Origin of the sequence: Streptomyces sp. NPDC090119 (assembly GCF_044747085.1) — a bacterium.
Classification (GTDB): Bacteria; Actinomycetota; Actinomycetes; order Streptomycetales; family Streptomycetaceae; genus Streptomyces.
On the sequence record NZ_JBIVDK010000004.1, the window covers coordinates 665,707 to 692,388 of the forward strand.

Consider the following 26,682-nt stretch of genomic DNA (forward strand, 5'->3'; position numbering starts at 1 on the left):
CAGGTGGCGATCACTCCGGGGTGTCCTTTGGGCAAAGGATTGTCCCGGAGGGCAGCGAAATGGATCATTCCTTCTTTACGTGGCCATGACTCATCCGAAAGGGTGAACCTTCGGGGCGCGACCCGCCTGCCCCGATGGCCGCCCCACGGCGCCATGTGTCACGGCGTCCGGCATGCCCGGCCGCCGTCGAACGAAGGAACAACCCCTGGTGCGCAGACCGCACATACGCAGTGTGGCCGTCGCCGTCGCGGTGGCGACGGCGGCCACGGGCCTGGCCGGTACGGCCTTCGCCCGCCCCGCGCCTCCGACGGCCCGCACGGGCGCCGAAGGCGTCCGGACCGCCGCACGGACCGCCCCCGTGGTGAACGCCGCCCGCGCGGCCGCCTTCGCCCACGCCGACGCCTCCGGGGTCGGCACGGGCGACGAACTCCGCACGCAGGACGTGATGTTCGACCCCGAGGGCGGGCGCCACGTCCGCTTCCAGCGCGCCCACGGCGGCATGCCGGTGCTCGGCGGCGACCTCGTCGTCCACCTCGACCGGCAGCTCGCCTACACCGGCGTGACCACCGCGGCCGGCCAGTCCGTGCGGGCCAGCGCCGCCGACGCCCGGATCACCCCCAGGCAGGCAGCCGCCACAGCGGCCGACGCCGCCGAGGGTGACGACACAAGCACCGAACTCGTCGTCGACGCGCGCGACGGCGAGACCGCCCTCGCCTACCAGGTCACCGTCACCGGCAGCACCCTGGGCGGCGCGAGCGGCTCCCGCACGGTCGTCGTGGACGCCGTCACCGGCGAGGTCCGCAGCAACATCCCGAACGCGGACGAGTTCCTCTCGCCGAAGCTCCGCACGGCGCTGCGGGCGCGCGGCGAGACCGTCACCCCGTCCACCTCCGCCCCGGCCGCGTCGGGCCTCGTCGCGGGCATCACCTCGGGCGCCTCGGGCTACCCGGCCACCGCCCGCGGCACCGGCAGGACCCTGTTCGTGGGCAACGTCCCGCTGACCACCACGCAGACCTCGCGCGGCCACTTCCAGCTCAAGGACCCGACCCGGCACAACACCGAGACCCGGGACGCCAAGGGCACCTACACCGAGACCTTCGGCAGCGGCGGCGCCATCACCGGCACCGCCAACACCTGGGGCAACGGCACCACCGGCAACCGCAACAGCGCGGCCGCGGACGCCCAGTACGGCATCACCAAGACCCTGGACTTCTACAAGGCGACCTTCAACCGGGCGGGCATCACCAACAACGGCACCGCCGCCCGCGCGATGGTCCACTGGGGCCGCAAGATCGGCAACGCCTTCTGGGACCCGGCCTGCGGCTGCATGCTGTACGGCGACGGCGACGACACGATCAGGAAACCGCTGGTCGTCCTCGACGTCACCGGCCACGAGCTGACCCACGGCGTGGTCGACGCCACCGCCAAGCTGGAGCCGACCTACGTCGACCGCAAGGGCAACCAGTACGGCGAACCCGGCTCGCTCAACGAGTCCCTCGCCGACATCTTCGGCTCCGACGTGGAGTTCTACACAAACAACGCGAAGAACCCGCCGAACTACCTGGTGGGCGAGAAGCTGGGCCTGCGGCAGAAGTTCCTGCGCCGCCTCGACCGCCCCTCCCTGGACAAGCTGGAGGGCACCGTCGACTACTGGTCGAAGGCCACGTACGACACCGAGGTGCACGCCGGTTCCGGCGTCTCGTCCCACGCGTACTACCTGCTCGCCGAGGGCAGCGGCAAGAAGAAGATCGGCGGGGTCTCCTACGACTCCCCGACCTACGACGGCGGCGCCGTCAAGGGCATCGGCCGCACCAAGGCCACGGCGATCTTCTACCGCGCCATGACCCGCTACATGGTCTCCACCACCGACTTCCACGACGCCCGCGTGGCGACGCTGAACGCGGCCAGGGACCTGTACGGCGCGACCAGCACCGAGTACCGGACCGTCGACCGGGCCTGGGCCGCGGTCAACGTCAAGGCCGCCAACACCCCGGCGAACCGCTGACGCACACCGGCTCCGCCAAGGCCCCGTCCCGCCTCCGCGCGGGGCGGGGCCCCGGTGTACGAGCCGACACGGAACGTACCGAGGTGCGGGGCGCGGGCGTCGGCGGGACCATCACAGGCATGGGCCAGACGAAGGAACCGGCCAGGTGAACGGCCGGGGGAGAGCCTGCCGGGCGGCGGCCGTCCTGCTGCTCACCCTCGCCGGTCAGACGACGCCCGCCCTCGCGACCACGCCGTCCGGGGCCACCGTGCGCGGTTCCGGCGTCGTCACCTGGGCGGCGAGCGCCCAGCGCCTCGGGCAGGGCGCCGACCGGTCCTACCGGCTGATCCTGCGCGTCAGCGCCGGCGGGAGCGACCTGCGCGTCCGGCTCTCCAACGCCTACGGGAACCGCCCGCTCACCGTCGACTCCGCCCACGCGGGCCTCCAGGCCGACGGGGCCGCGCTCGAACCGGACAGCAACCGGGCGCTCACCTTCGACGGCGAGGACACCGTCACCGTCCCGGCGGGCGGCACCGTCTGGAGCGACCCGCTGCCCGGCCGCGTCCCCGCCGGGGCCCGCCTCGCCGTCAGCCTGCGCACCCCCGACGCCCACGGGCCCGCCACCGGCCACGAGATGGCCCTGACCACCTCCTACCTCGGCGAGGACGCCGACCCCGGCGGCGACGGCGACACCGGCTGGACCCGCACCACCGGCTCCTGGTGGTACCTCGACGCCGTCTCCGTACGCCCCGCACACCCCCGCACCGGCGCGGTCGTCGCGCTCGGCGACTCCATCACCGACGGCTGGGGGTCCACGCCCGGACGCGACCGGCGCTGGCCCGACGACCTCGCCCGGCGGCTGCGCGCGGACGGCACGGGCGTCGCCAACGCGGGGATATCCGGCAACCGGGTCCTCACCGGCAACAACGGCGGCCCGAGCGCCGTCCGCCGACTGGAACGGGACGTGCTCTCCCAGCCCGGTGTGCGCGCCGTGATCCTCTACGAGGGCGTCAACGACCTCAAGGCGAAGGAGGGGGCGAGCGCGGCCGAGATCGTCGCGGGCTACCGGGAGATCACGAAGCGGGCCCACGCGGCGGGCCTCTGCGTGATCGGCGCCACCGTCGCCCCCTTCAAGGGCTGGCTCCAGTGGGACCCGGACGCGGAGGCGGTACGCCGGGAGGTCAACCACCGGATGCGGGCCGACGGCGGCTTCGACGCCGTCGCCGACGTCGACCGCGCCCTGCGCGACCCCCGCGACCCCGAGCGGCTGCGCCCGGACCTCGACGCGGGCGACCACCTCCACCCGGACGACGACGGCATGCGGGCCATCGCCGGGTCGGTCGACCCCGAGAGCCTCGACTGCCGCCGCTGAGGCTCAGCTCAGCAACCGCTCCCACCCCGCCGGAACCCGTCCGGCCGGGCCCGGCACCGGCTGGTCGGCGGGATGGCTCTCCGGGGGCGCCAGCGCGGGACCGGACTCGTACACCTCCTGCGTGGCGTAGTTCCAGAACCAGTCCTCGCCCGGTTCGAAGCTGCGGAGCACCGGATGGCCGGTGGCCCGGTAGTGCGCGGTGGCGTGCTTGCCCAGCGAGTCGTCACAGCACCCGATGTGCCCGCACCGCGCGCAGCGGCGCAGATGGAACCACCAGCTGTCCGTCTTCTCGCACTCCACGCACCCCGTACCGCTCGGCGGCACGGACGGGTCGATCGCGGTGTCCTCGCTCATGCGCTCTCCTGGGTTCTCTCGGATTCCGTACCGGTGCTCAGCGGAAGGCGGACCTGGAAGCGGGTGTCGCCGGGGGCCGACTCCAGCAGCAGGGTGCCGTGGTGCTTGTCGACGACGATGCGCCGCGAGATGTCCAGCCCGAGACCGGTGCCCGAGCCGACCGGCTTGGTGGTGAAGAACGGGTCGAAGATCCGGTCCCGGATCTCCGGCGGCACCCCCGGACCGGTGTCCCCGAACTCCACCAGCGCCACCTCCCCGTCCCGCGCCGTCCGCACGGTCAGCGTGCCCCCGCCGCCGTCCTGGGTCATCGCGGCCACCGCGTTGTCGATCAGGTTGGTCCACACCTGGTTCAGCTCGGCCGGATAGCCCGGCAGCGAGGGCAGCGTACGGTCGTAGGCGCGCACCACCTCGATGTGCGGGCCGAGCTTCCCGGACAGCATCAGCAGGGTGCTGTCGAGGAGTTCGTGCACGTCCACCACCCGGAACGGCGCCCGGTCCAGCTGGGTGTACTGCTTGGCGGCGTCGACCAGCTGGGAGACGCGGGTGGTGGCGTCCTCGATCTCATTCATCAACAGCTCGGTCTCGATGGTGTAGTTGAGCCAGCCCACCGCGCCGCCCAGGATCTCCCGGTCCACCGTCGAGGCCACCCGCTCCAGCCAGTCGGCGTCCAGCCCGGCCTGCACGAACACCGGGGCGAGCCGCCAGCCGTCCGCGATGCCGTGGTCGGTCAGCCAGTCGGCGAGCGCGTCCTCCCGGTCGGCCGCCTCCAGCGGACCGAGCACCGGCGCCTTGGCGACCCGCTCGGCGGTCCGCTCCTGGATCTCCATCAGGCTCGCCAGCGCGTCCCGGGAGAACGGCCCCTCCGCGATCAGCGCCAGCTTGTGCCGCATCCGCGCCACCCGCTCCCGCAGGGTCGAGGTGGCCCGCACCGCGGCCGCCGCCGGATTGTTCAGCTCATGGGTGAGCCCCGCCGACAACGAGCCCAGCGCCAGCAGCCGTTCGCGCTGCCCGATCGCCGCCTGCACGCTCTTGGAGCCGAAGAACAGCCCCTCCAGCAGATGCACCGCCATCGGGAACCAGGCCCGCATGATCTCCGCGAACACCGGCGCGGGCAGCACGAAGAACCGCGTCGGCTCCGTCACCCGCATCGAGTTGTTGTACGCCTGCCGCACCCGGTCCCCGAGATACGCCTGCATCGCACCGCCGTACACCCCGCGCTGCGCGGTCCGGGACACCTCCACGTCCTCGGCGCCGATCCGCCGCGAGAGCACGACCGCGCCCTCGATCAGCACGTAGAAACAGGTCGCCGGGTCACCCTCGGTGTACACCGGACCCGGCTCGAACAGCTCCACCCGGCCCTCCCGGCACAGCCGCCCCAACTGCTCGGGCGACAGCCGCTCGAACAGGAACAGACTGCCGATCTCGCCGGGGCTGCACGGCATCGGCCGCCCGCTCACGACTGCTCCAGATACCGGTGGACGAGCATCACGGCCATGGCTCCCTCTCCTACGGCGGACGCGACCCGCTTGGCCGACTCCGCGCGCGCGTCGCCCGCCACGAACACGCCGGGCACACTGGTCTCCAGGTGGTACGGCGGCCGGTCCAGCTCCCAGCCCTCCGGCGGGCCCCCGTCCACGGTCAGATCCGGCCCGGCCAGGATGAAACCGCGCCCGTCCCGGCGTACGGTCCCGTCCAGCCAGCCGGTCAGCGGGGCGGCGCCGATGAACACGAACATCCACTGCGCGTCGACCTGTTCGGCCTCACCCGTGTCCACCCGGCGCAGCGTCAGCCGCTCCAGCCGGTCCGAGCCGTGCGCCGCCTCCACCTCCGTGCGGGCCCGCACCGAGATGTTCGGGGCCTCGGTGATCTGCTGGACCAGGTACTGCGACATCGACGCCGACAGGTCGGGCCCGCGCACCAGCAGCGTCACCGACTTGGCGAACCGGGACAGGTACATCGCCGCCTGCCCCGCCGAGTTGGCGCCGCCCACCACGAACACGTCGTGCCCCTGGCAGGACGGCGCCTCGGTCAGCGCCGAGCCGTAGAACACCCCGCAGCCGGTCAGCCCGGCGCAGCCCTCGGCGGTCAGCCGCCGGTACTGCACCCCCGTCGCCAGGATCACGCTGTGCGCGCCGATCGCGGAGCCGTCCGCGAACCGGACGATCCGCGCCGCGCCGTTCACCTCGAGACCCGTCACCTCACTCGCGGTGAGGATCTCCGCGCCGAACCGGGTCGCCTGCCTGCGGGCCCGGTCGGTGAGCTGGGCGCCGGAGACACCGTCGGGGAAGCCGAGGTAGTTCTCGATCCGCGAGCTCTGCCCGGCCTGCCCGCCCGTCGCCGAACGCTCCAGCAGGACCGTGCGCAGGCCCTCCGACGCCCCGTACACCGCCGAGCCGAGCCCGGCCGGGCCGCCGCCGATCACCACCAGGTCGTAGAAGTCGGCCGTGGGCGTCGTCGCCAGCCCGACTCGCGCGGCCAGTTCCGGAGCCTCGGGTTCGACCAGCACCCCGCCGTCCGGGATGATCACCAGCGGCAGCCGCTGCCCGTCCTGCCCGGCCGCGTCCAACAGCCGCCGCCCCTCCGGTTCCTCCACCGAGTACCAGCGGTACGGCACCTGGTTGCGGGCCAGGAACTCCCGTACGTCCGACGACCGCGCCGACCAGCGGTGGCCCACCACCTTCATGACCGGCACCGGCCGGCGGTCCCCGGCCCGCCAGGCCGCCAGCAGGTCGTCCACCACCGGGTACAGCTTCTCCTCCGGCGGGTCCCAGGGCTTGAGCAGATAGTGGTCCAGGTCCACCACGTTGATCGCGTCGATCGCCGCCCCGGTGTCCGCGTACGCCGTCAGCAGCACCCGCCGTGCCCCCGGATGCACGTCCATCGCGCGCTCCAGGAACTCGATGCCGTTCATCACCGGCATCCGGTAGTCCGCCAGGATCACCGCCACCTGATCGCCGCGCAGCTTCAGCTCACGCAGCGCCTCCAGCGCCGACTCCCCGGACTCCGCGCGCACCACGCGGTACGACGCGCCGTAGCGCCGCCGCAGATCGCGGGCGACGGCGCGGGACACGCCGGGATCGTCGTCCACGGTCATCAGGACGGTCCGGCTCACGTCGGTCGGCTGTGCCATGCGTTCTCACCCCGAGCGGTCGGGTGCACGGGACGGTGTCGCTGGTCCCTCGCGCCGGTTCCCGCCCATCGTATGTGCGTTTCTCCCGCTTCGCCCCAGTGCGCTCCGGCCGCCGGGTGGCGGACGCACCCGCCCGCTGTGGCAGGGTCATGGCGACGACAGAGCACGCCGGACGACGAGGAGACCGCACGCATGACACGCCCGATCACGGCAGGGGTGGACGGTACCGAGGAGAGCGTGGCCGCGCTGGACTGGGCGGCCCGCGAGGCCGTGCGCCGGGGACTGCCGCTGCGCGTGGTGCACGCCTGGGAGCAGGTCGGGGAGCTGCCCGCCGACCGGGACACCCAGCTCGGCTGGGTCGAGGAGGGCATCGGCGGCACGGTCCGCGCCCTCACCGGACGGCACCCCGGACTGGACGTGCGCACCGAGCTGACCGAGGACGACGCCGTGGACGCGCTCCTCGCGGCCGGGGAGGACGCCGAGGCGCTGGTCCTCGGCACCCGCGGGCACGGCGCGGTGGTCGGCTTCCTGCTCGGCTCGGTCGGCCTCCGGGTCGTCGCCGAGGCCGCGCGGCCGGTGATCCTGGTGCGCGCCGGGGACCGGGCCGAGGCCGAGTCCGCCGGACGCGAGATTGTCGTCGGCCAGCACGGCACCCCGCAGGACAGCGCCGCCGCGCTGCGCTTCGCCTTCGAGACGGCGGCCGCCCGCGGCGCCACCGTCCGCGCGGTACGCGCCTGGACCCTGCCGCCGGTCTTCGCCTACAGCCCCGGCTCGCTGAAGCTGCTGGACGACGCGGGCGGCCTCGAACCGTACGAGAAGCGGGCCCTGGCCGACGCGCTCGCGCCCTGGCGGGAGCGGTTCCCCGGCGTGCCCGTCGTCGAGCACGTCGAGATGGGCAGCGCCGGACAGGTGCTGGTCTCCCAGGCCACGCGGGCCCAGCTGCTCGTGGTGGGCCGCCGGGCACGCCGTACGGCGGTCGGCGCCCGGATCGGCTCGGTCGCGCACGGGGTGCTGCACCACGCGGGCAGCCCGGTCGCCGTGGTCCCGCAGGACCGGCCCGCCGCCGAACCGGCCTGACGCTCAGGACGCCCGGTCGCGGGCCCGCTCGACGGCGGCCCGCACCGGGCCCTCGTACAGCGGGCCGTGGCCGGGCAGCAGGACGTCGCCCTCCAGCCCGGCGATGAGGTCCAGCGAGGTCACGGCCCGCTCCGTCTCGTGGTGGAAGAAGCCGTGCAGCATCTGCGGGCCCCGGACCCGGGAGGTCGCGTGCCCGGTGACCAGGGCGTCGCCGGAGATCACGACGCCCGCCTCGGGCAGGTGGTAGACGCAGTGCCCGTCGGTGTGGCCGGGGGTGTGCACGGGCACCGGGCGCCCCGGCAGGTCGAGGGCGTCCCCGGCGGCGAACGGCTCGGGCTTCACGACCGGGTGCTGCTCGATGCCGCCCACCTTGATCACATGCGCCGCCCACGGCACCACACCGGGCCGCCAGGCGTTGCGCACCACGTCACCGATCGAGCACTGCTGGAGGAAGTCCCGCCGGGCGTGCGGGACTTCGGCCGGATGCAGCAGGACCGGCGTGCCGTGGGCCGCGCGCAGGTACTCGGCCGAGCCCAGGTGGTCGTTGTGCGCGTGGGTGATCAGCACCGCCGCCACCGCTTCGGGTGAACTGCCCACGGCGGCGAGGGATTCGAGCAGTCCCTCCCGGTCTCCCGGATAGCCGGTGTCGATGAGCGTGACGGCGTCGCCGTCCTTCAGGATCACCCAGTTGACGTGGTGCCCGCGCACCAGATGGACGCCGTCCGCGACGTGCTGTAGCTGTGCCCGCATGTTCCCTCGGATTTCCGGCCGGTGACTTCTCGGCGCCAGCCAATCAGACGCCGGGGTCAGAGCACCCCGCGCGGCCGGAACTGGACGCTGATCCGGGGGCCGGTGGCGCGCGCCGACTTGGGGACGCAGTGCTCCCAGGTGCGCTGGCAGGAGCCGCCCATCACGATCAGATCGCCGTGCCCGAGGGGCTTGCGGACCGCCACCGGGCCGCCGCCCGCCGGGCGCAGCAGCAGATCGCGGGGCGCGCCGACCGAGAGGATGGCGACCATCGTGTCCTCGCGGCTGCCCCGCCCGCTCCGGTCACCGTGCCAGGCCACGCTGTCCCGCCCGTCGCGGTAGTGGCACAGCCCGGCGGTGGCGAAGGGCTCGCCCAGCTCCGGCGCGTAGTGCGCCGAGAGCGCCTCGCGGGCCTCGTCCAGCACCGGGTGGGGGAGCGGTTCCCGCTCGCGGTAGAAGGCCAGCAGGCGCGGTACGGACACCACGTTGTCGTACATCCGGCGCTGCTCGGCCCGCCAGGGCACCTCGGCGGCCAGCTGTTCGAACAGCGCGTCGGCGCCGCTCAGCCAGCCCGGCAGCACGTCGATCCAGGCCCCGGAACCCAGCACGGTCCGGCGCAGCCCGTCGAGCGGACCGAGGCGCAGCTCGTCGGCCTGGTCGAACAGCGAACTCTGGAGATGCGTGGACATGGGGCCAGCGTACTCCTAAATCGAAAATACGTTCTATGAATTGATCGCGACGCGCAGAACTCTTTCGATACAAAGATGTATCGGATACATTCCCGTATCAAACGGGAGGTGAGGGCGATGACGACTCACGACAAGGCGCCGCGTGTCACCAAGCGGCGGGCGCGGACGCGGGCCGAGCTGCTCGCCGCCGCCTTCGCGGTGTTCGCCGCCAAGGGGTTCGGGCGGGTCTCCATCGAGGAGGTCTGTGAGGCCGCCGGATACAGCCGGGGCGCCTTCTACTCCAACTTCGCCACTCTCGACGAGCTGTTCTTCGCCCTCTACCAGGAGCGCGCCGACCTCATCGCCGCCCAGGTCGCCGACGCCCTCGCTCAGGACGGCCCCGCGCTGGACGTGGCCGCCTCCGTGGACCGGGTCGCCGAGGTGCTGCTGCTCGACGTGGACTGGCTGCTGGTGAAGACCGACTTCCTGGTGCACGCCGCCCGCGACCCGGCCGTCGCCGAGGCCCTGCTCGACCACCGGGCCCGGCTGCGCGAGGCCGTCGCCGACCGGCTGCGCCGCGCCGAGGCCACCTCCACACCACCCGGCGGGGTGGACGCCGCCGCCCGCGCGGTCGTCGCCGCCTACGACGGTGTCACCGTCCAGCTCCTGCTGGACAAGGACGTGGACGCCGCCCGCGACTGGCTGAAACACCTGCTCACGCCTCTGCTGTCCGGCGGCGGCGACCCGGCATGAACCCTGCATGACCCCTGGAAGGAAGGACGAGGACTCCATGGACGCGGACGTCATAGTCGTGGGAGCCGGCCTGGCCGGCCTGGTCGCGGCGCACGAACTCACCAGCCGGGGCCGGAAGGTGGCCCTGCTGGACCAGGAGAACGCCGCCAATCTCGGCGGCCAGGCGTACTGGTCGCTGGGCGGCCTCTTCCTGGTCGACTCGCCCGAGCAGCGCCGCCTCGGCGTCAAGGACTCCCTCGACCTCGCCTGGAACGACTGGCAGGGCAGCGCGGGCTTCGACCGGACCGAGGACGAGGACTCCTGGGCGGTGCGCTGGGCCCGCGCCTACGTCGAGTTCGCGGCCGGGGAGAAGCGGTCCTGGCTGCGCGGCCACGGCATCGAGCTGCTGCCCACCGTCGGCTGGGCCGAGCGCGGCGACCTGCGCGCCGACGGCCACGGCAACTCCGTACCCCGCTTCCACATCGCCTGGGGCACCGGCACCGGCGTGGTCGAGCCCTTCGTGCGGTACGCCCGGCAGGCCGCTCGGGACGGGCTGCTGACCTTCCACCACCGGCACCGCGTCGACGAGCTGCTGATCGACGGCAACACCGCCCGCGGGGTACGCGGCACGCTGCTCGCCCCCGACGACGCGCCGCGCGGTGTCGCCTCCAGCCGGGACGCGGCGGGGGAGTTCGAGCTGACCGCCCAGGCCGTCGTCCTCACCACCGGAGGCATCGGCGCGAACCACGACATCGTCCGCCGCCACTGGCCCGAACGGCTCGGCACACCCCCGGCCGACATGGTCACCGGTGTCCCCGCCTACGTCGACGGCCGCATGCTCGACATCAGCGCGGAGGCCGGGGTACGCCTGGTCAACCGGGACCGGATGTGGCACTACACCGAGGGCCTCGCCAACTGGGACCCGATCTGGCCCGGCCACGGCATCCGCATCCTGCCCGGCCCCTCCTCGATCTGGCTCGACGCCCGCGGCCGCCGCCTGCCCGACCCCTGCCTGCCCGGCTACGACACCCTCGGCACCCTCCGTCACCTGCGCACCACCGAGGACATCGCGGGATACGACCACTCCTGGTTCGTCCTCACCCGGAAGATCATCGAGAAGGAGTTCGCGCTCTCCGGCTCCGAGCAGAACCCCGACATCACCGCCAAGGACCGGGGGGCCGTGCTCCGCGACCGCGTGCTGGGCAAGGGCGCCCCGGCCCCCGTGCAGGCGTTCCTCGACAAGGGCGAGGACTTCGTCACCGCCGGGACGCTGGAGGAACTGGTCGGGAAGATGAACGGCCTCACGGGTAAGGCCCTGCTCGACCCGGCCCAGGTCCGCCGCCAGATCGAGGCCCGCGACCGCCAGCTGGCCAACCCCTACAGCAAGGACTCCCAGGTCCAGGGCATCCGCAACGCCCGCCGCTACATCGGCGACCGGCTCGGCAGGGTCGCCGCCCCGCACCGCCTCCTCGACCCCGCCGCGGGCCCGCTGATCGGCGTCCGGCTGCGCGTCCTGACCCGCAAGACCCTCGGCGGCATCCAGACCGACCTGGACTCCCGCGCCCTCGGCCTCGACGGCAGCCCGGTCGACGGGCTGTACGCGGCCGGTGAGGTGGCCGGGTTCGGCGGGGGAGGGGTGCACGGCTACAACGCACTGGAGGGCACCTTCCTCGGCGGCTGCCTCTTCTCCGGCCGCGCCGCGGGCCGGGCGGCGGCCCGGCAGACCGGCTGACGGCGCCGGTCCGGCACGCGAGGAGGTCCCGCGCCGGACACGCCGGGACGGCCCGCGGGTGATCGGGAGCGCAGGACAGCGGGGGGTCCGGCGCCCTAATCTGTGCGGAGCGATCACCGCCGTCCCGAAGGAGCGCACGTGACGTCCTCCCGCCGCCCGGCCGCACGACGCCGCATCGCCCTCCTGCGCCGCGAGACGGTCCTCGCCACGGTCCCGCTCGCCGTGGCCGCCCTCCTCGGTGCCGCCGCACCCCTCGGGTCGGGCACCACCGGCGCGGCCGGGGCGGGCGACCCGTACTTCCCGCTCAGCGGCAACGGCGGCTACGACGTACGCCACTACGACCTCACCCTCGGCTACGACACCGGCTCCCGGCACCTCGACGGCACCGCCGTCCTCACCGCCCGCGCCACCCAGCGCCTCAGCCGCTTCGACCTCGACCTGAGCGGCCTCACCGTCACCTCCGTCCGCGTGGACCGCACCGACGCCCGCTTCACCCGTAAGGGTCAAGAACTCGTCGTCACCCCGAAGAACACCCTGCGCGAGGGCCAGGAGTTCAAGGTCACCGTCCGCTACCAAGGCAAGCCGAAGCCGGTCACCGACCCGGACGGCTCGACCGACGGCTGGATTCCCACCGACGACGGCGCCTTCGTCGCGGGCCAGCCGCAGGGCGCCATGACCTGGTACCCGGCCAACAACCACCCGCTGGACAAGGCGTCGTACGACTTCACGATCACCGTGCCCAAGGGCCGTACCGCCGTCGCCAACGGCGTGCTGCGCGGGCAGCGCACCGAGAACGGCCGCACCACCTTCCGCTGGCACCAGGCCGAGCCGATGGCCGCCTACCTCGCCACCGCCACCATCGGCACCTTCACGGTCCGGCGCAGCACCCTGCCCGGCGGTGTCCAGCTCTACGACGCCGTCGACCCCCGGGAGGCCCGCAAGGCCGACCCGGTGATGAAGAAGCTGCCCTCGGTGCTGAAATGGGAGGCCGGACTGTTCGGCCCGTACCCGTATCGCGCCGCGGGCTCCATCGTCGACCACGCCCCGGACGTCGGGTACGCCCTGGAGACCCAGACCCGGCCGGTGTACGACTCCGCGCCCGACATCGACACCCTCGTGCACGAGAGCGCCCACCAGTGGTTCGGTGACTCGGTCTCCCTGACGAAGTGGCAGGACATCTGGCTCAACGAGGGCTTCGCCAGCTACACCGAATGGCTCTACGAGGAGCAGCACGGCGGCGACAGCGCGCAGAAGACCTTCGACGGCCTCTACGCCCGCCCCGCCAAGGACAAGCTGTGGGCCTACCCGCCCGGCAACCCCGGCAACGGCGGCAAGATCTTCGGCGAGCCCGTCTACGACCGGGGCGCGATGGCCCTGCACCAGGTGCGCAGGACCGTCGGCGACCGCGCCTTCCTCCGCATCCTGCGCGCCTGGGCCGACCGGCACCGCGACGGCCACGGCACGACGGAGCAGTTCACCCGGCTCGCCGAGAAGGAGTCCGGGAAGAAGGTCGCCCCGGTGCTGCACACCTGGCTCTACACCAAGGGCAAGCCGAAGACCGCCTGACGCTCACTGCTCGCGCAGGCCCCACGGGGAGCCGTAGGCGGTCAGCAGATCGAGGAAGGGGCGGGCGGGGAAGGCTTCCGGGCCCAGCACGCCCGCGCCCGACCAGGCGCCGGTGGCGAGGAGTTCGAGGGCGACCACGGGGTTCACGGCCGTCTGCCAGACCACGGCCTGGGAGCCGTACTCGGCCATCGACCACTCGTTGTCGACCACGTGGTAGAGGTACACCTCGCGCGGTGACCCGTCCTTGGTGCCCCGCACCCAGGTGCCCGCGCAGGTCTTGCCGCGCATCCGGTCGCCCAGCGTCGCCGGGTCGGGCAGCCCGGCGGCCACCACGTCACGCGGGGAGACCTCGACCGGACCGTCCGGGCCCGGCACGGTCACCGGCGCGGTGCGGTCCAGGCCCAGCTGGTGCAGCGTGCGCAGCGTGTCGGTGAACTCCCGGCCGAGACCGTACTTGAAGGTGACCCGCCGCGCGTCCGTCCAGCGCGGCATCAGGAGCACCTCCTCGTGCTCGACGTTCACGCACTCCACCGGGCCGATGCCCTCGGGGAAGTCGAACACCTCCGGCTCGCTGAACGGCTCGGTGGTGAACCAGCCGCGCCCCTCCTCGTAGACCACCGGGGGGTTCAGGCACTCCTCGATCGTGGTCCAGATGCTGAAGGAGGGCGCGAAGTCGTAGCCGTCCACGGTGAGGTTGGCGCCGTCGCGGACACCGATCTCCTCGATGGAGTCGAAGAGTTCGTCCGCCGCGTACCGGGCGAACACGTCCGACAGGCCAGGCTCGACGCCCATCCCCACCAGCGCCAGCGCGCCCGCGCGCTCCCAGTCGGCGGCGGCCGCGAACTGCTCGTCGCCGAGCTTCACCCCGCACTCCTCGTACGGGCGTTCCGGATGCGGCCGGGACAGCGACATCGCCATGTCGACATAGGTGGCCCCGGCCGTACGGGCGGCCCGGAACAGCGGCATCACGAATCTGGGGTCGGTGGCGTTGAGCAGCACGTCGCAGCCGTGCCGTTCGAGCAGCCCGGCGACCGCCGCCTCGTCGGCCGCGTCGACCCGCTCGGCCCGGAACCGGCCCGCGTCCGCGCCGAGCGCGGCCACGGCCGCCTCCGCGCGGGCGGGGTCGTAGTCGGCCACCACCATCAGGTCGAAGAACGGACGGCGGGCCGCGATCCGGGTGACGGCGGTGCCCACACCACCGGCGCCCACGAGCAGTACACGCATGACGGAAACTCCCTGCCTGACACGGACGGGAAACGAGAACGGGACAGGCGCGCCTTGCCCCGCATCCAACGCCCCGGCCCGCGTTAAGGTCAATGGCGTTGGCATAAGGACACCGCCAGGACCGCCGTACGGACCGCAGAGAGGGCTGTGCCGTGCCCAAACCCGTCGTGCCCGAGGAGAAGCGCCGCAGGCGCCGTCCCACCCGGAGCGGCACCGTGCTCTCCGAGGAACTGATCGTCACCACCGCGCTGCGCCTGCTCCGCGAGCACGGCAGCGCCGGACTCACCGCGCGCCGCCTCGGCATCGCCCTGGACTGCGACCCCAGCACCCTCTACCGGTACTTCCGCGGCATGGACGACCTCACCCTGGCCATCGGCGACGCCCTCATCGGCCAGGCCCTCGAAGGCTGGCGGCGCACCGGCCGATGGCGCGCCGACCTGCGCGCCATCGGCACCCGCATCCACGCCGCCTACGTCGCCCACCCCCAGGCCGCGCTGCTCACCGTCAGCCGGGTCACCGGCCGCGCCCATGAACTCGCCGTCGACGAGGCGGTGCTCGACGTCCTCGCCCGCGCCGGGTTCCCGCTGGCCGAGGCGGTGCGGGTCTACCACGCCTTCATCGACCAGACCCTCGCCTTCGCCGCCCTGGACGCCGCCACCCTGGCGCTGCCCAGCGCCTCCCAGCGCGCCGACGAGGACCAGTGGCACGTCACCTACGCCCGGCTGCCCCGCTCCACCCACCCGCGCATCGCCGAGGCCGCCCCGCTGCTCGCCCGGCAGATGGTGCACAGCGCCTACCCGACCGCGCTGGAGATGCTGCTGGACAGCGCGGCCGCCCGGCTCAGCGGCGCAGCGCCCGCGCCGCCGTCGCGCTGACCGCGTCGGCCAGCGCCGCCAGCGCGGGGGAGTCCAGCCGCCACTGCTGCCAGTACAGCGCCACGTCCAGCCACCGGCCCGGCGCCAGCGGCACCACCCGGCCCGCCGCGAGCAGCGGCTCCGCCTGGGACTCCGGGACCATGCCCCAGCCGAGCCCGCGCGCCACCGACTCCGCGAACCCCTCCGAGGTCGGCACGTAGTGCCGCACCGGGCCCGCGCCCGGACCGCCGAGCCCGCGGACGAAGGCGTCCTGGAGGTCGTCCTTGTCGTCGAAGACCATCACCGGCAGCGCGCCCAGCGCCTCCGCGAGCGGTCCCGACGGCAGCCGCGCGGCCAGTTCCGGCGCCGCCACCGGCAGATAGCGCATCCGGCCCAGCGGGCGCACCGAGCAGCCGGGCACCGGCTCCGCCGACCCCGTCACGGCCGCCATCACCAGCCCCTCGCGCAGCAGCGCCGCCGTGTGGTCCTCGTCCTCCCGGCGCAGCTCGAAACCGAGCCCCGGCACCTCGGTGAGGGCGTCCAGGAACCAGGTGGCCAGCGAGTCGGCGTTCACCGCCACCGACACCCGCGTCGGCTCCCCGGCCCCGCTCATCCCCAGCTCGTCGCGCGCGTCCCGCTCCAGCCGGGCGAGCTGCCGGGCGTACCGGACCAGGACCGCGCCGGAGTCGGTCGGGCGGACCGGCTTGGTGCGCTGGAGCAGCACCCGGCCGGTGCGCTGCTCCAGCGCCTTGACCCGCTGGCTCACCGCCGACGGCGTCACGTGCAGCGCGGCGGCGGCCGCGTCGAAGGTGCCCTCGTCCACCACGGCCAGCAGGGTCCGCACCTGGTCCAGGGGAAGCTCGTTCATCACGAGAGCTAATGTTACGTAAGAATCTTTAGCTGTACGCGCGGTGATCCGGTCCGTAGCGTCGACGGCATGAACCACGCGCTCACCGCCGCGGCCGCGGGCTTCGGCACCGGCCTCTCCCTCATCGTCGCCATCGGCGCCCAGAACGCCTTCGTCCTGCGCCAGGGGGTTCGTCGGCACGCCGTCCTCGCCGTGGTGGGCATCTGCGCGCTCTCGGACGCCCTGCTCATCGCCCTCGGCGTCGCCGGGGTCGGCGCGATCGTGGTGGCCTGGCCGGACGCGGTCCGGGCGGTCGGCATCGTCGGCGGCGTCTTCCTGCTCTGCTACGGCGCCCTCGCCGCCCGGCGCGTCCTGCGCCCCGGCACGGGCGGACTGAGCACCGAGGGCGAGGCGGCCGGGTCGATCCGGCGCGCGGTGCTCACCTGCCTGGCGATGACCTGGCTCAACCCGCACGTCTACCTGGACACCGTCTTCCTGGTCGGCTCCCTCGCCGCCGACCGGGGCCCGCTGCGCTGGACCTTCGGGCTGGGCGCGGCCCTGGCCAGCCTGGTCTGGTTCGCCGCCCTCGGCCTCGGCGCCCGGCTGCTCGGCCGCGTCCTGGCCCGGCCCGCCGCCTGGCGGGTGCTGGACGGGCTGGTCGCCGTCACCATGCTGGGCCTGGGCGCGATGCTGCTGATCGGCGCCTGAGGCGGCGAAGGGTTCGGCTTTCGCCGGGTGTTGCTGCGATAGTGAGGCTCGAAATCGAAAGATGTATCGAGCAACCAGGACCTCCGTGGACACGAGCGAGAGCAGCACCACCGACGCGGGCAAGGGCGAGACGCCCGGAGGGGACCCGCCCGCACGCGGCTGGCGCCGCTGGGCGATGGACACCCGCCCCCTGCGCATCCCGGCCTACCGGCGCCTGTGGTCGTCGACCATCGTCACCGCGGTCGGCAGCCAGCTCACCGCGGTCGCCGTGCCCAAGCAGATCTACGACATCACCCACTCCTCGGCCTGGGTCGGCTACGCCAGCCTCGCCGGGCTCGTCCCCATGGTCGTCTTCGCGCTCTGGGGCGGGGCCGTCGCGGACACCGTGGACCGGCGCAAGCTGCTGCTGGTCACCAACATCGGCATCGCGGTGACCTCGCTGCTGTTCTGGGCCCAGGCCGTCACCGGCCTCGACTCGGTGCCGGTGCTGATGATCCTGCTCGCCGCCCAGCAGGCGTTCTTCGGCCTCAACCAGCCCGCCCGCAGCGCCTCCGTGGCCCGGCTGGTCCCGGCCGGGGAACTGCCCGCGGCCAACGCGCTCGGCACCACCGTCATGCAGATCGGCGCGGTCGCCGGGCCGCTGCTCGCCGGTGTGCTGATCCCGGTCATCGGACTGCCCGAGCTGTACCTCGTCGACGCCGTCGCGCTGACCCTCACCGTGTGGGCCGTCTTCCGGCTGCCCGCCCTGCCCCCGCTCGGCGAAACCATCGCCCGCCGCGCCGGGGTGCGGGAGATCGCGGCCGGGTTCCGGTACATCGCCGGGCACAAGGTGCTGCTGCTGTCCTTCCTCGCCGACATCGTCGCCATGGTCTTCGGCATGCCCCGCGCGCTCTTCCCGGAGCTGGCCGCGCAGACCTACGGCGCCTGGGGCTCGGGGTTCGCGCTCGGCCTGCTCTTCGCCGCCATCCCGGTCGGCGCGGTGCTCGGCGGGCTGTTCTCCGGTGTGTTCTCACGGGCCCGCCGCCACGGCTGGATGGTCATCGGCTCGGTGGTCGGCTGGGGGCTCGCCGTCGTCGGGTTCGGGCTGAGCGGCAACCTCTGGGTGGCGGTCGCCTTCCTCGCCGCCGGAGGCGTGGCCGACATGGTCTCCATGGTCTTCCGGGGCGCCATCCTGCTGTCCGCCGCGACCGACGAGATGCGCGGCCGGATGCAGGGCGTCTTCACCGTGGTCGTCGCGGGCGGACCACGCCTCGCCGACGTGCTGCACGGCACCGCCGGTTCCGCCTTCGGTCCCCGCGCCGCCGTCGCGGGCGGTGGCGCGCTGGTGGTCGTCGTGATGCTGGCGCTGGCCGCCGTGACGCCCGCGCTGCGCCGCTACCGGATCTGACCGGCGGGACGCTACAGGGGGGTGCTCCGCCGGATCGCGTACTGGTCCATCAGCTTGCCGCGGGTCGTCTCCAGCCGGTGGGCCAGGATCTCGGCCACGGTCCGCACCAGCGACAGGCCCAGCAGCGGGTCCTCCACGCACAGCGCGAGCACCGCGGGCCCCTCGAACTCGTAGGCGCGGACGTTGCTGAACGCCACCGCCCCGAAGTCCCACTCGTACGGCGGGAAGAGCCAGGACCAGCCGAGCAGGTCACCGGCGCCGAGCGTGGCCACGGTGACGTACTGGCGCGAGGTCACCTGCTGGTCCAGGGAGACCGCCCCCGACCGGATCACCCAGAACCGGTCGGCGACGCCGCCCGCCCCGAACACCCGGGTGTCCTCCGGGAAGGAGACCTCCTTGGCCAGCTCCATCAGCCGTTCCCGCTGTGCCTGTGGCAGGGCGGTCAACAGTTTGATCGCTTTGGTCATACGCGGGGCTCCTCACCGGCGGCCGTTCGGGTGGTTCCCTAAGCCCATTTGAGCCGCTGCCGCCGTGCGGGGCACCTCGAAGCAGCGGCCGCGCGCGGGCCCGCCGTGCCGAGGGCAGGAAAAAGCCCTGGCTGGACGGGGGTAACCAGCCAGGGCGGTCTGTGCGGAAGCGCGCGAACTCACGAGTACCGGTCCGGCGCGCGCCCCGATATGTGTGAACGATAAATTACAGGGCGCGTGACCGGTAATGGGGGCGGAATCACGTGACGTGCCTCACTCCCGCCGCTCCCGCCCCGCCCGCCTCAGCGGGGTGACTGCCCGGCGCGACGATCTCCGTCAGCACCCCGACCACCACCTGGTACGTCAGCGCGCGCTCGGTCGCCTCCCGCGCCCGGTCCGGATCGGTGGCCGTCAGGCTCTGCGCCCGCTCCAGCCACGCCCGCTCCTCCTCGGCGGCCAGATCCCGGCCCCGCCGGATACGCCGCAACAGTTCATCCGCGTCCACGACATCACTCATGCCGGGCTCCTACCCGCTCGGCGCCCGGTGAAAGGCAGCCGCACCCACGGTGTTTGACATCGCCGCGAGGGGTCAGCCGCAAGGAAGAGACCCCGGCCGTCCGGGTACGGCCCGAGCGGAGACCGGGCACCGCCAGGGAGGGACGACGAGACCATGTGCGAGCAGTACAAGACCAGCACCCCGGCCGTGCCTCGGCAGAGCCGCAGGACCATGGCGTATCGGCCGGCCGACGCCCGCAGAACCGTACGCCGGGTGGTGACCGAGCGCTGCCGCGACCGCGCGCTGGACTGCGCCGACGAGACCCTCGAGGACGCCCTGCTCGTCGCCTCCGAGCTGACCACCAACGCCATCCTGCACGGCGGCGGCATCACCTGCTTCGAGGTCGACGTCGACACCCGTGGCGTACGGCTCTCGGTGAGCGACCGCAGCGACGAACTCCCGGACACCACCGCCTCCCTGGGCACCGACGCCGACCGGAGCCGCACCGGCGGCCGGGGCTGGCCCATCGTCAGCCTGCTCGCCCGTGACGTCCAGGTGGCGGGGCTGCCCCGCGGCGGCAAATGCGTCACCGCCGTCGTACCCCTGCGCTGAACGTCGTCCCCCGGGACCGCCGACCGCTACTTCTTGGCGGTGGCCTTCTCCACCTCGACCGGGACGCCCAGCGGACGGGCCAGGCCCGAGACCGCCTCGTCCAGGCGCTGGAGATGGCGCAGGACCCGGTCCGTGACCCGGCCCCAGCGGGGCGTGGCCAGGGTGCCGGGCTCCAGCATGGAGGCGATGCTCGGGCCCGTCTCGATCTCGGCGGCGGAGTGCGGGTCGCGGACATGGTCGGCGATCGCCTCGATGTTGTGCACGATCCGGCTGCACACACCGCTCAGCCTCGGGTCGGCCGCGATCGAGGGGTTGCTGGGCAGCAGCTCGGCCGTGGCCGCCAGCGCCCGCCCGTGATAGGCGCAGGTCTCCAACAGCGCCACCACGTACCGGGCGGTGTCCCGGCGGGTACGCAGCGGGGTGATGGGGTGCGTCAGCGGCTGGGTCGCCGCGTGCAGGTCGGCCAGCGCCTGGTCCAGCTCGCGTGCCTGGTCCACCAGATCCACGTGCGGGCGCCCACTGAGCTGGTCCACGGCCGCCTGCGTCAGCTCGGCCAGCTTGTCGAGCACGTCCACGAGCAGTTCGTTGGTCCGCCGGTCGGTGTGCACCGGCAGCACCACCGCCGCCGCGACCACCCCGCACGCCGCGCCCAGCGCCGTCTCCTCCACCCGCAACAGCAGCACCGACATGCTGTACGTGTTCAGCAGGGTGTACAGCAGCCCCAGCGCCGCCGTCACGAAGAACGACATCAGCGTGTACGACAGGGGAGCGGTGTAGAACATGGCGAACACACACACCAGCACCAGCGCGAACGCCGTCCACGTGTGGTGCCCCACCGCACCGGCGAGCCCGATACCGGCCACCACCCCGAGGACCGTTCCCAGCAGCCGCCGACCGCCCTTCACCAGGATCTCCCCGGTGGAGGTGGTGTTGATGAACACGATCCAGCAGGTCAGCACCGCCCAGTACCACCGCTGGTGGGACAGCAGCTCACCGCCCGCGATGGCCAGCGTCGACCCCACCGCGACCTGCACGGCCGCCCGCGTCGTGGGCCGCCGCAGCCCCGTCGGCTCGGCCTTCTCCGCGTCGGGTTCCTCGCTGATCTCGATCGCCGCGTCCTCGGCCTCCAGCTCCTCACGGGACCTGGCCGTCGCCGGACTGTCGTCCGACTCGTCCTGCGGGCCGTCCAGCGCGGTCCGCAGACCCAGCACCGCGCGCGCCGCCTCACCGATGCCGCGGAACACGTCCTGCACGGCCGGGGACGCGTCGGGCAGGTTGTCCTCCTCGCGGTAGCCGAGCAGCCGGTTGCGGACCTGCGCCAGCGCCGTCCCCGAGGTCTCGCCCACCGGACGCAGCACCAGCAGCCGCAGCGCCCCGAGGTCCCGGCGCATCAGCTCCGTCGACGCGTCCCGCACCGGCAGCACCCCGATCGACGGCAGCGGCGCGCCCGGCAGATGCAGGGTGAGGGTGTTGGTCCGCTCGGCGCTGCGCGCGGTGAGCAGCATCAGCCCCAGCCGCTCGGCGGCGATCTCGGCGTCCGCGGTACGGCGCTGCAGCAGCCGGGCCACCGCCTCGTCCGAGGTACCGCGCTCCAGCCGGCCCTGGATCATCAGCGCCGTCTCGTGCAGCCGCGCGGTCCCGGTGCGCAGGTCCTCCACGACCTTGTCGACGTCCTCGGGACCCGCGTCCAGCAGCTCGATCTGCGTGCCCAGCAGTTGCCCCAGCCGGGCCCGGAAGGCCCGCCGCAGCCGGTCCAGCGTGCCCGCCTCCGTCTGCGGCATCAGCACGAACCGCGCGAAGGCGCTGCACCCGACCGCCACCGCGATCACCACGTACAGCGAGGGCAGCGCCGGAACCGTGGCCCGGACGAACAGCGACAGGAAGTAGACCTGGAAGCCGATCAGCCCCAGCCCCGTGGCCCGCTCGCCGAACCGGCGCCCGTAGACGGCCGCGAAGATGAGCAGCAGGAAGGAGATGTCGCTGACCAGCGGCCACCGGTTCAGCACCGCGCCCAGTGACACCGCCGCCAGCGCCACCGGAAGACACAGCGCCAGCGTGATGCCCTGCTTGGCGCGGTCGGTCTCCCGGACGGCGAACGTCGACGACATCGCCGCCATCGCGCCCGCGACCAGCTCGGGCACCGGGAAGCGCAGCACGCCCAGCACGAACAGGGTGAGGGCGATCGCGGCCACCGTGCGCAGCCCCGCGATCAGCCGCAGCAGTCCCGGATCGGACGCGGCGACCCGGTCCCACAGCCGTACCAGAAGCGCCCGTCCCCTTGCCTTCACGCCGCCGCGCTCTCTCTCCCGTGCCGGACCATGATCTACGACCCAGGATGTCACGACGCCCCGCCCGACTCGCGCCTGGCCGGCTCATGCAGGCCCGGCGCGCCCGCGACCCCCGGAACCACGCGCCCGCAGCCGCCGGAAGCCGCCGTCCCCACCACGGGACGGCGGCCTCCGGCGGCCCGGCTCATCTCCGTCAGCCCCCGGTGACCTTCCCCCGCACCTTGCCCTCCGCCTCGGCCGTCCGCACCTCGCCGCGCACCTGCTCCGGCGTCAGATAGGAGTCCGTGTACTCGAAGTCCTTCAGCTGGGCGGGCTTGCGGGCCTGGAAGCCGGTGCGGACGAAATCGTCCCCGGCGACCGCGTTCAGCACCCAGTTCACCAGCACCCGCGCCTTGGCGACCCCGGTGCGCAGCGCCGACCAGTGGTAGCCGCGCGCCACGATCTGGGCGAGGATGCCACGCAGCTCGATGCCGAGCGGCCGGGACACCGCGTCCTTGCCGCCGAGGTCGACGACGAGACCGAGGTCCTTGTGGACGTACGGCTCCAGCGGCTCGCCGCGCAGCGCGTGGATGATGTTGTCCGCGACCTTCGGGCCCTGCCGCATCGCGTGCTGCGCGGTGGGCGGGCAGATCGCGCCCTCCTCGCCCTTGGCCAGATCGGGCACCGCCGCCGCGTCGCCGAGCGCGAACACCCCGTCGTGCCCCGGCACCGTCATCTCCGGGGTCACCGCGAGCCGCCCGCGCACCGTCTCCGCGTCCATCGTGCCGATCAGCGGACTGGCGACGACACCGGCCGTCCAGATCAGGGTGTGCGTCGGGATCACCCGGCCGTCGGTGAAGGTGACCTCGTCCTCGGTCACCTTGGCGACCGACACCCCGAGCGACACGTCGATACCCCGGTCGCGCAGGATCTTCAGCGCCTGCTTGCCGAGCTTGTCGCCCAGCTCCGGCATCAGCTTCGGCGCGATGTCGATCAGATGCCAGCGGATCAGACTCGGGTCCAGCCGCGGATAGCGGCGGACCGCCGCGTGGGTGAGGCGCTGGAGGCAGGCCGCCGTCTCCGTACCCGCGTAGCCGCCGCCGACCACCACGAACTGCAGCCGCGCCGCCCGCTCCTCCGGGTCGTCGCTGGCGTCCGCGAGGTCGAGCTGCGAGATGACGTGGTCGCGGATGTACGCGGCCTCCGCGAGCGTCTTCATGCCGAAGGCGTGCTCGGCCAGGCCCGGGATGTCGAAGGTGCGGGTCACACTGCCCGGCGCCAGCACCAGATAGTCGTAGGGCTCGTTGACGATCTCGTCGGTGATGGTGCGGATGACGCACACCTTCGCCGCCAGATCCACCCCGATCGCCCCGCCCGGAATGATCCGGGTGCGGTACTTCTTGCTGCGGCGCAGCGAGACGGCGATCGACTGTGGCGTCAGCACGCCGGAGGCGACCTGGGGCAGCAGCGGAAGGTAGAGCTGGTAGGAGAACGGCGTCACCAGCGCGACATCCGCCTCGTCAGGGCCGAGTTTGCGCTCCAGCCGGCGGACGCACTCGACTCCGGCGAAGCCTGCGCCGATCACCAGAATCCTGGGTCGTCGTGTCACGGTGTTGTTCCCTTCTGCGGCTCCCGTCGGTCCGGATGGACGCCGTTCGCATGCCCTGGACCACTGTCACCACACCCGATCCCACCGCGCCCCGAGCCGTTCCGCCAGTCGGAAGCGCCCCGGCGGCGGACGCGTGGGCAGCAGCCTGCCCCTCCACGCACCGGAGTAACCCGATTCCGCACCGGTACACCTTCCACCGTTCTCACCAGGGCAGGAAGACGTGGATGTCCTTGCCGTCCGCCACCACGACGACGCTCACCTGGTCGCACAGGGTGTGCACCAGATGCCAGCCGATGCCCCCGCCGCCCGAACTCGGCCTGAAGGGGCGCGGCTCGGGCACCACCGTGCTGGTGTCGTGCATGGTCACATGCACCCCGTCGAAGGTGCGCCGCATCCGCAGTCCGAACGGCCCCGGCGCGAACTGGACCGCGTTGGCCGCCAGCTCCGTGACCACCAGCAGGATGTCGTCCCAGTACTCCGGCGCCGAGGGCGGCGCGTCACGGGCGAGCCTGCGGAGGAACTCCTCCGCGGCCAGCCGCGCGCCCGTCACGTTCGGCAGCTCGCCGGGAAAGGAGTACGCACGCTCGTGCGCCCTCTCGGAGGGAGGGGTGCCGTCCCAACGCCGCTCTGTCGCCATCTCGTATTCCCCGCCGTCCCCCGGAGCGGGTCGGGCTCGGCCCCCGCGCTCCGGGGCGGTCATCGTCGCTGGTCAGTTCACCAGGGCGGGTTCCCAGCGCCACGCGGATTACGCGTGGCCGCGCCACCGGACGGACACCGGCTCACCGGAACACGTCGTCCGGCTCGTCCCAGTCCGCCGGTTCCGGGCCCCGTCCGGACCGCGCGGCCCGCGAACGCGCCTTGTACATCGCGTCGATCTCGGCCGCGTAGTGCCGCGCTATCGCGTCCCGGCGCAGCTTCAGCGACGGCGTCAGCAGCCCGTTGTCCGGGGCGAACGGCTCCTGCACGACCCGGTAGACCCGGATGGACTCGGCGCGGGACACCGCGCTGTTGGCCGAGGCGATCGCGCGGGCCAACTCCTCGCGCAGCGCGTTCTCCTCCCGGCTCTCCCGCCCCTCGAAGTCGCCCTGGAGCGCCAGCGCGGCCCGCCAGTGCGCGAGGAACTCCGGGTCCAGGGTGATCAGCGCGCCCATGCACGGCCGGTCCTCGCCGACGACCACCGCCTGGTGGATCAGCGGGTGCATGCGCAGCCGCTGCTCCAGCGGCGCGGGCGCCACGCTCTTGCCGCTGGAGGTGATGATGACGTCCTTCTTGCGGCCGGTGATGGTCAGATACCCCTCCCGGTCCAGCCTTCCGATGTCCCCGGTCGACAGCCAGCCGCCGCGCAGCACGCTCCGGGTACGGGCCTCGTCGCCGATGTAGCCCTGGAACACCGACGGGCCGTGCACCAGGATCTCCCCGTCCTCGGCCACCCGGACCTCGGTGCCGGGCAGCGGCACGCCCACCGTCCCCGACTTCTCCCGGCCCAGCGGCTGCATGGTGATCCCGCCGGAGGTCTCCGTGAGTCCGTACCCGTCGTGGATGTACAGGCCGATGCCCTCGAAGAACAGCGACAGTTCGCGGCTCAGCGAGGACCCGCCCGAGGTGCCGCGCCGGGCCCGGCCGCCGAGCGCGGACCGCAGCTTGCGGTACACGGTCCGCTCGTACAGGGCGTGCTGGAGCCGCAGATCCAGGCCGGGGCCCGTCCCGATGCCGAGGCGGCCGCGCTCCTCGGACTCCGCGAAGTCCCGCGCGGTCTGCGCCGCCCGCTCGAACAGCGCGCCCCGGCCCGCCTGCTGAGCCGTCCTCAGGAACGTCTTATACAGCTTCTCGAAAACCGAGGGGACACCGTAGAGATACGTCGGCCGGAAGGTGCGCAGCGCCGAGGCGAGCGCCTCCTCGGACATCTCCGGCTCGTGCGCCATCAGGATGCCGCCGCGCAGACACAGCGTCTGGACCATGATCCCGTACACGTGCGAGAACGGCAGGAACGCCAGCACCGAGGGCTGTTCGCCCGGCTGCGCGGCCGTGTGGCCCCAGCCCGCCAGCAGCACGTCGCAGGAGTACGCCAGCCCGCGATGGCTCAGCGCACAGCCCATCGGACGCCCGGTGGCGCCGGAGGTGTAGGTGACCGCCGCCGTGGAGTCCGGCAGCACGATCCGGCGCAGCGACTCCACGGTGGTCAGCGGGATGTCCACGCCCCGCTCGGTGAGTTCGGTGAGCGCACCCGCGTCCAGCTGCCAGACGTGCCGGAGCCGGGGCAGCACCGCGCACACCGTGCCGACGGTCATCACGCCCAGCTCGTCCTCGACCGCCACGGCCACACAGCCCGCGTCCCGCAGGATCCACTCGACCTGGTCCCGCGAGGAGGTCGGATGGATCGGGACGACCTCCGCGCCCACGGTCCACAGGGCGTGCGCCAGCACCGTCCACTCGTAGCGGTTGCGGGCCATCAGGGCCACCCGGTGGCCCGGCGAGATCCCGGCGGCCACCAGTCCCTTGGCCAGCCCCAGCACCTCGTCCCGCAGTTCGGCGGCCGTGACCGTCTCCCACTCGCCCGCGGCGGACCTCGCGTGCCGGGCGAGCAGCGGCAGTCCGGGACTCTTCTCGGCCTTCTCGAAGACGGTGTCGGCGAGCCCGCCGGCGGGCGGCGGGAACGCTGCCGGAGCGGAGGCGACGTCGCGCATGCGCTGCTCCTGGGAGTACGGAGGGTGACCCCGCCGATCGGCTCTGTGTCGGCGGTGCACGAATGTAGCGCGGGGAAGCGGTTTCGGTGGGGGGAAGGAGAAAGTCGTGATCCGCTGATGACCTGCGGGTGTCCGGTGGGTCCCGGGTGCCCCCGTTCCGTGCGG

General features: G+C 73.2%; 23 protein-coding genes. 10 read left to right on the forward strand and 13 right to left on the reverse strand.

The genetic code is table 11. The features are described from left to right. The first annotated feature begins 208 nt into the window (after window positions 1-208). Together ACIPPM_RS20750 and ACIPPM_RS20755 are read left to right on the forward strand one after the other, a co-directional pair. Complete coding sequence (locus ACIPPM_RS20750; RefSeq protein WP_401449795.1) at window positions 209-2,005, forward strand: M4 family metallopeptidase; 1,797 nt, start codon at window positions 209-211, stop codon at window positions 2,003-2,005. Window positions 2,006-2,150: 145 nt separating this feature from the next. After that, a complete protein-coding gene (locus ACIPPM_RS20755) occupies window positions 2,151-3,356 on the forward strand; it encodes an SGNH/GDSL hydrolase family protein (RefSeq protein ID WP_401449797.1) in 1,206 nt (401 codons plus the stop codon). A 3-nt stretch (window positions 3,357-3,359) separates the two neighbouring features. On the opposite strand, the gene ACIPPM_RS20760 is transcribed toward ACIPPM_RS20755, so the two are convergent. The 3 genes from ACIPPM_RS20760 to ACIPPM_RS20770 are packed head-to-tail and all read right to left on the reverse strand — an operon-like array spanning window position 3,360 to window position 6,840. Beyond that, on the reverse strand, window positions 3,360-3,710 hold the full coding sequence (locus tag ACIPPM_RS20760) for a UBP-type zinc finger domain-containing protein (protein WP_401449800.1): 351 nt from the start codon (window positions 3,708-3,710) through the stop codon (window positions 3,360-3,362). Beyond that, entirely contained in the window at window positions 3,707-5,167 is a 1,461-nt protein-coding gene (locus ACIPPM_RS20765; protein ID WP_401449803.1) for an ATP-binding protein, read from the reverse strand. Before ACIPPM_RS20765 ends, ACIPPM_RS20760 begins: the two co-directional genes overlap by 4 nt. After that, window positions 5,164-6,840 carry an FAD-dependent oxidoreductase gene (locus ACIPPM_RS20770; protein WP_401449806.1) on the reverse strand — a complete coding sequence of 559 codons (1,677 nt, stop codon included), beginning with the start codon at window positions 6,838-6,840 and terminating at the stop codon, window positions 5,164-5,166. The genes ACIPPM_RS20765 and ACIPPM_RS20770 overlap by 4 nt, the downstream gene beginning before the upstream one ends. 192 nt (window positions 6,841-7,032) lie before the next feature. On the opposite strand from ACIPPM_RS20770, the gene ACIPPM_RS20775 reads away from it, so the two are divergent. After that, window positions 7,033-7,917, forward strand: a complete 885-nt coding sequence (locus ACIPPM_RS20775) for a universal stress protein (protein ID WP_401449809.1) — start codon at window positions 7,033-7,035, stop codon at window positions 7,915-7,917. Window positions 7,918-7,920: 3 nt separating this feature from the next. Here the strand turns inward: ACIPPM_RS20775 and ACIPPM_RS20780 are convergent, their stop codons facing one another. Together ACIPPM_RS20780 and ACIPPM_RS20785 are read right to left on the reverse strand one after the other, a co-directional pair. Then, window positions 7,921-8,667: an MBL fold metallo-hydrolase gene (locus ACIPPM_RS20780; RefSeq protein ID WP_401449812.1), complete on the reverse strand. Its 747-nt coding sequence runs from the start codon at window positions 8,665-8,667 to the stop codon at window positions 7,921-7,923. 56 nt (window positions 8,668-8,723) lie between these two features. Beyond that, window positions 8,724-9,353: an alpha-ketoglutarate-dependent dioxygenase AlkB gene (locus tag ACIPPM_RS20785; RefSeq protein ID WP_401449814.1), complete on the reverse strand. Its 630-nt coding sequence runs from the start codon at window positions 9,351-9,353 to the stop codon at window positions 8,724-8,726. 117 nt (window positions 9,354-9,470) lie between these two features. Here ACIPPM_RS20785 and ACIPPM_RS20790 point away from each other — a divergent pair, with 117 nt between their 5' ends. The 3 genes from ACIPPM_RS20790 to ACIPPM_RS20800 all read left to right on the forward strand — a co-directional run bounded on the left by ACIPPM_RS20790 (window position 9,471) and on the right by ACIPPM_RS20800 (window position 13,362). Beyond that, the gene (locus ACIPPM_RS20790; protein WP_401449816.1) at window positions 9,471-10,085 is read left to right on the forward strand and encodes a TetR/AcrR family transcriptional regulator; all 615 of its coding nucleotides are present in this window, start codon (window positions 9,471-9,473) and stop codon (window positions 10,083-10,085) included. Between the two features lie 37 nt (window positions 10,086-10,122). Beyond that, window positions 10,123-11,796: an FAD-binding dehydrogenase gene (locus ACIPPM_RS20795; protein WP_401450148.1), complete on the forward strand. Its 1,674-nt coding sequence runs from the start codon at window positions 10,123-10,125 to the stop codon at window positions 11,794-11,796. 138 nt (window positions 11,797-11,934) lie between these two features. Further along, window positions 11,935-13,362 (forward strand): M1 family metallopeptidase, encoded by a 1,428-nt coding sequence (locus ACIPPM_RS20800; RefSeq protein WP_401449819.1) that lies wholly within the window; start codon window positions 11,935-11,937, stop codon window positions 13,360-13,362. 3 nt (window positions 13,363-13,365) lie between these two features. Here the strand turns inward: ACIPPM_RS20800 and ACIPPM_RS20805 are convergent, their stop codons facing one another. Then, complete coding sequence (locus ACIPPM_RS20805) at window positions 13,366-14,586, reverse strand: saccharopine dehydrogenase family protein (protein WP_401449822.1); 1,221 nt, start codon at window positions 14,584-14,586, stop codon at window positions 13,366-13,368. A gap of 152 nt (window positions 14,587-14,738) precedes the next feature. Between ACIPPM_RS20805 and ACIPPM_RS20810 the strand changes: the two genes are divergently transcribed. Next, window positions 14,739-15,461 (forward strand): TetR/AcrR family transcriptional regulator, encoded by a 723-nt coding sequence (locus tag ACIPPM_RS20810; RefSeq protein WP_401449825.1) that lies wholly within the window; start codon window positions 14,739-14,741, stop codon window positions 15,459-15,461. On the opposite strand, the gene ACIPPM_RS20815 is transcribed toward ACIPPM_RS20810, so the two are convergent. Next, the gene (locus ACIPPM_RS20815; RefSeq protein ID WP_401449828.1) at window positions 15,427-16,311 is read right to left on the reverse strand and encodes a LysR family transcriptional regulator ArgP; all 885 of its coding nucleotides are present in this window, start codon (window positions 16,309-16,311) and stop codon (window positions 15,427-15,429) included. The two genes, ACIPPM_RS20810 and ACIPPM_RS20815, sit on opposite strands and share 35 nt — an antisense overlap. Before the next feature lie 66 nt (window positions 16,312-16,377). Here ACIPPM_RS20815 and ACIPPM_RS20820 point away from each other — a divergent pair, with 66 nt between their 5' ends. Next, window positions 16,378-16,995 carry a LysE/ArgO family amino acid transporter gene (locus ACIPPM_RS20820; protein WP_393601935.1) on the forward strand — a complete coding sequence of 206 codons (618 nt, stop codon included), beginning with the start codon at window positions 16,378-16,380 and terminating at the stop codon, window positions 16,993-16,995. Between the two features lie 85 nt (window positions 16,996-17,080). Next, window positions 17,081-18,382 carry an MFS transporter gene (locus tag ACIPPM_RS20825; RefSeq protein WP_401449831.1) on the forward strand — a complete coding sequence of 434 codons (1,302 nt, stop codon included), beginning with the start codon at window positions 17,081-17,083 and terminating at the stop codon, window positions 18,380-18,382. Between the two features lie 11 nt (window positions 18,383-18,393). On the opposite strand, the gene ACIPPM_RS20830 is transcribed toward ACIPPM_RS20825, so the two are convergent. Beyond that, the gene (locus ACIPPM_RS20830) at window positions 18,394-18,849 is read right to left on the reverse strand and encodes a cyclic nucleotide-binding domain-containing protein (protein WP_388997890.1); all 456 of its coding nucleotides are present in this window, start codon (window positions 18,847-18,849) and stop codon (window positions 18,394-18,396) included. Between the two features lie 259 nt (window positions 18,850-19,108). Continuing rightward, on the reverse strand, window positions 19,109-19,366 hold the full coding sequence (locus tag ACIPPM_RS20835; RefSeq protein ID WP_401449833.1) for a hypothetical protein: 258 nt from the start codon (window positions 19,364-19,366) through the stop codon (window positions 19,109-19,111). Between the two features lie 153 nt (window positions 19,367-19,519). On the opposite strand from ACIPPM_RS20835, the gene ACIPPM_RS20840 reads away from it, so the two are divergent. Beyond that, window positions 19,520-19,957 (forward strand): ATP-binding protein, encoded by a 438-nt coding sequence (locus ACIPPM_RS20840; RefSeq protein ID WP_401449836.1) that lies wholly within the window; start codon window positions 19,520-19,522, stop codon window positions 19,955-19,957. A 26-nt stretch (window positions 19,958-19,983) separates the two neighbouring features. Here ACIPPM_RS20840 and ACIPPM_RS20845 read toward each other — a convergent pair whose 3' ends face one another. The 4 genes from ACIPPM_RS20845 to ACIPPM_RS20860 form a co-directional block, all read right to left on the reverse strand. Further along, window positions 19,984-22,245, reverse strand: coding sequence for an FUSC family protein (locus ACIPPM_RS20845; RefSeq protein ID WP_401449839.1), 2,262 nt, complete (start codon window positions 22,243-22,245; stop codon window positions 19,984-19,986). 193 nt (window positions 22,246-22,438) lie between these two features. Beyond that, window positions 22,439-23,833, reverse strand: coding sequence for an NAD(P)/FAD-dependent oxidoreductase (locus ACIPPM_RS20850; protein WP_393592839.1), 1,395 nt, complete (start codon window positions 23,831-23,833; stop codon window positions 22,439-22,441). Window positions 23,834-24,035: 202 nt separating this feature from the next. Further along, window positions 24,036-24,470, reverse strand: a complete 435-nt coding sequence (locus ACIPPM_RS20855) for an ATP-binding protein (RefSeq protein ID WP_401449841.1) — start codon at window positions 24,468-24,470, stop codon at window positions 24,036-24,038. Window positions 24,471-24,612: 142 nt separating this feature from the next. Further along, entirely contained in the window at window positions 24,613-26,517 is a 1,905-nt protein-coding gene (locus tag ACIPPM_RS20860; protein ID WP_401449843.1) for an AMP-dependent synthetase/ligase, read from the reverse strand. Window positions 26,518-26,682 lie beyond the last annotated feature (165 nt).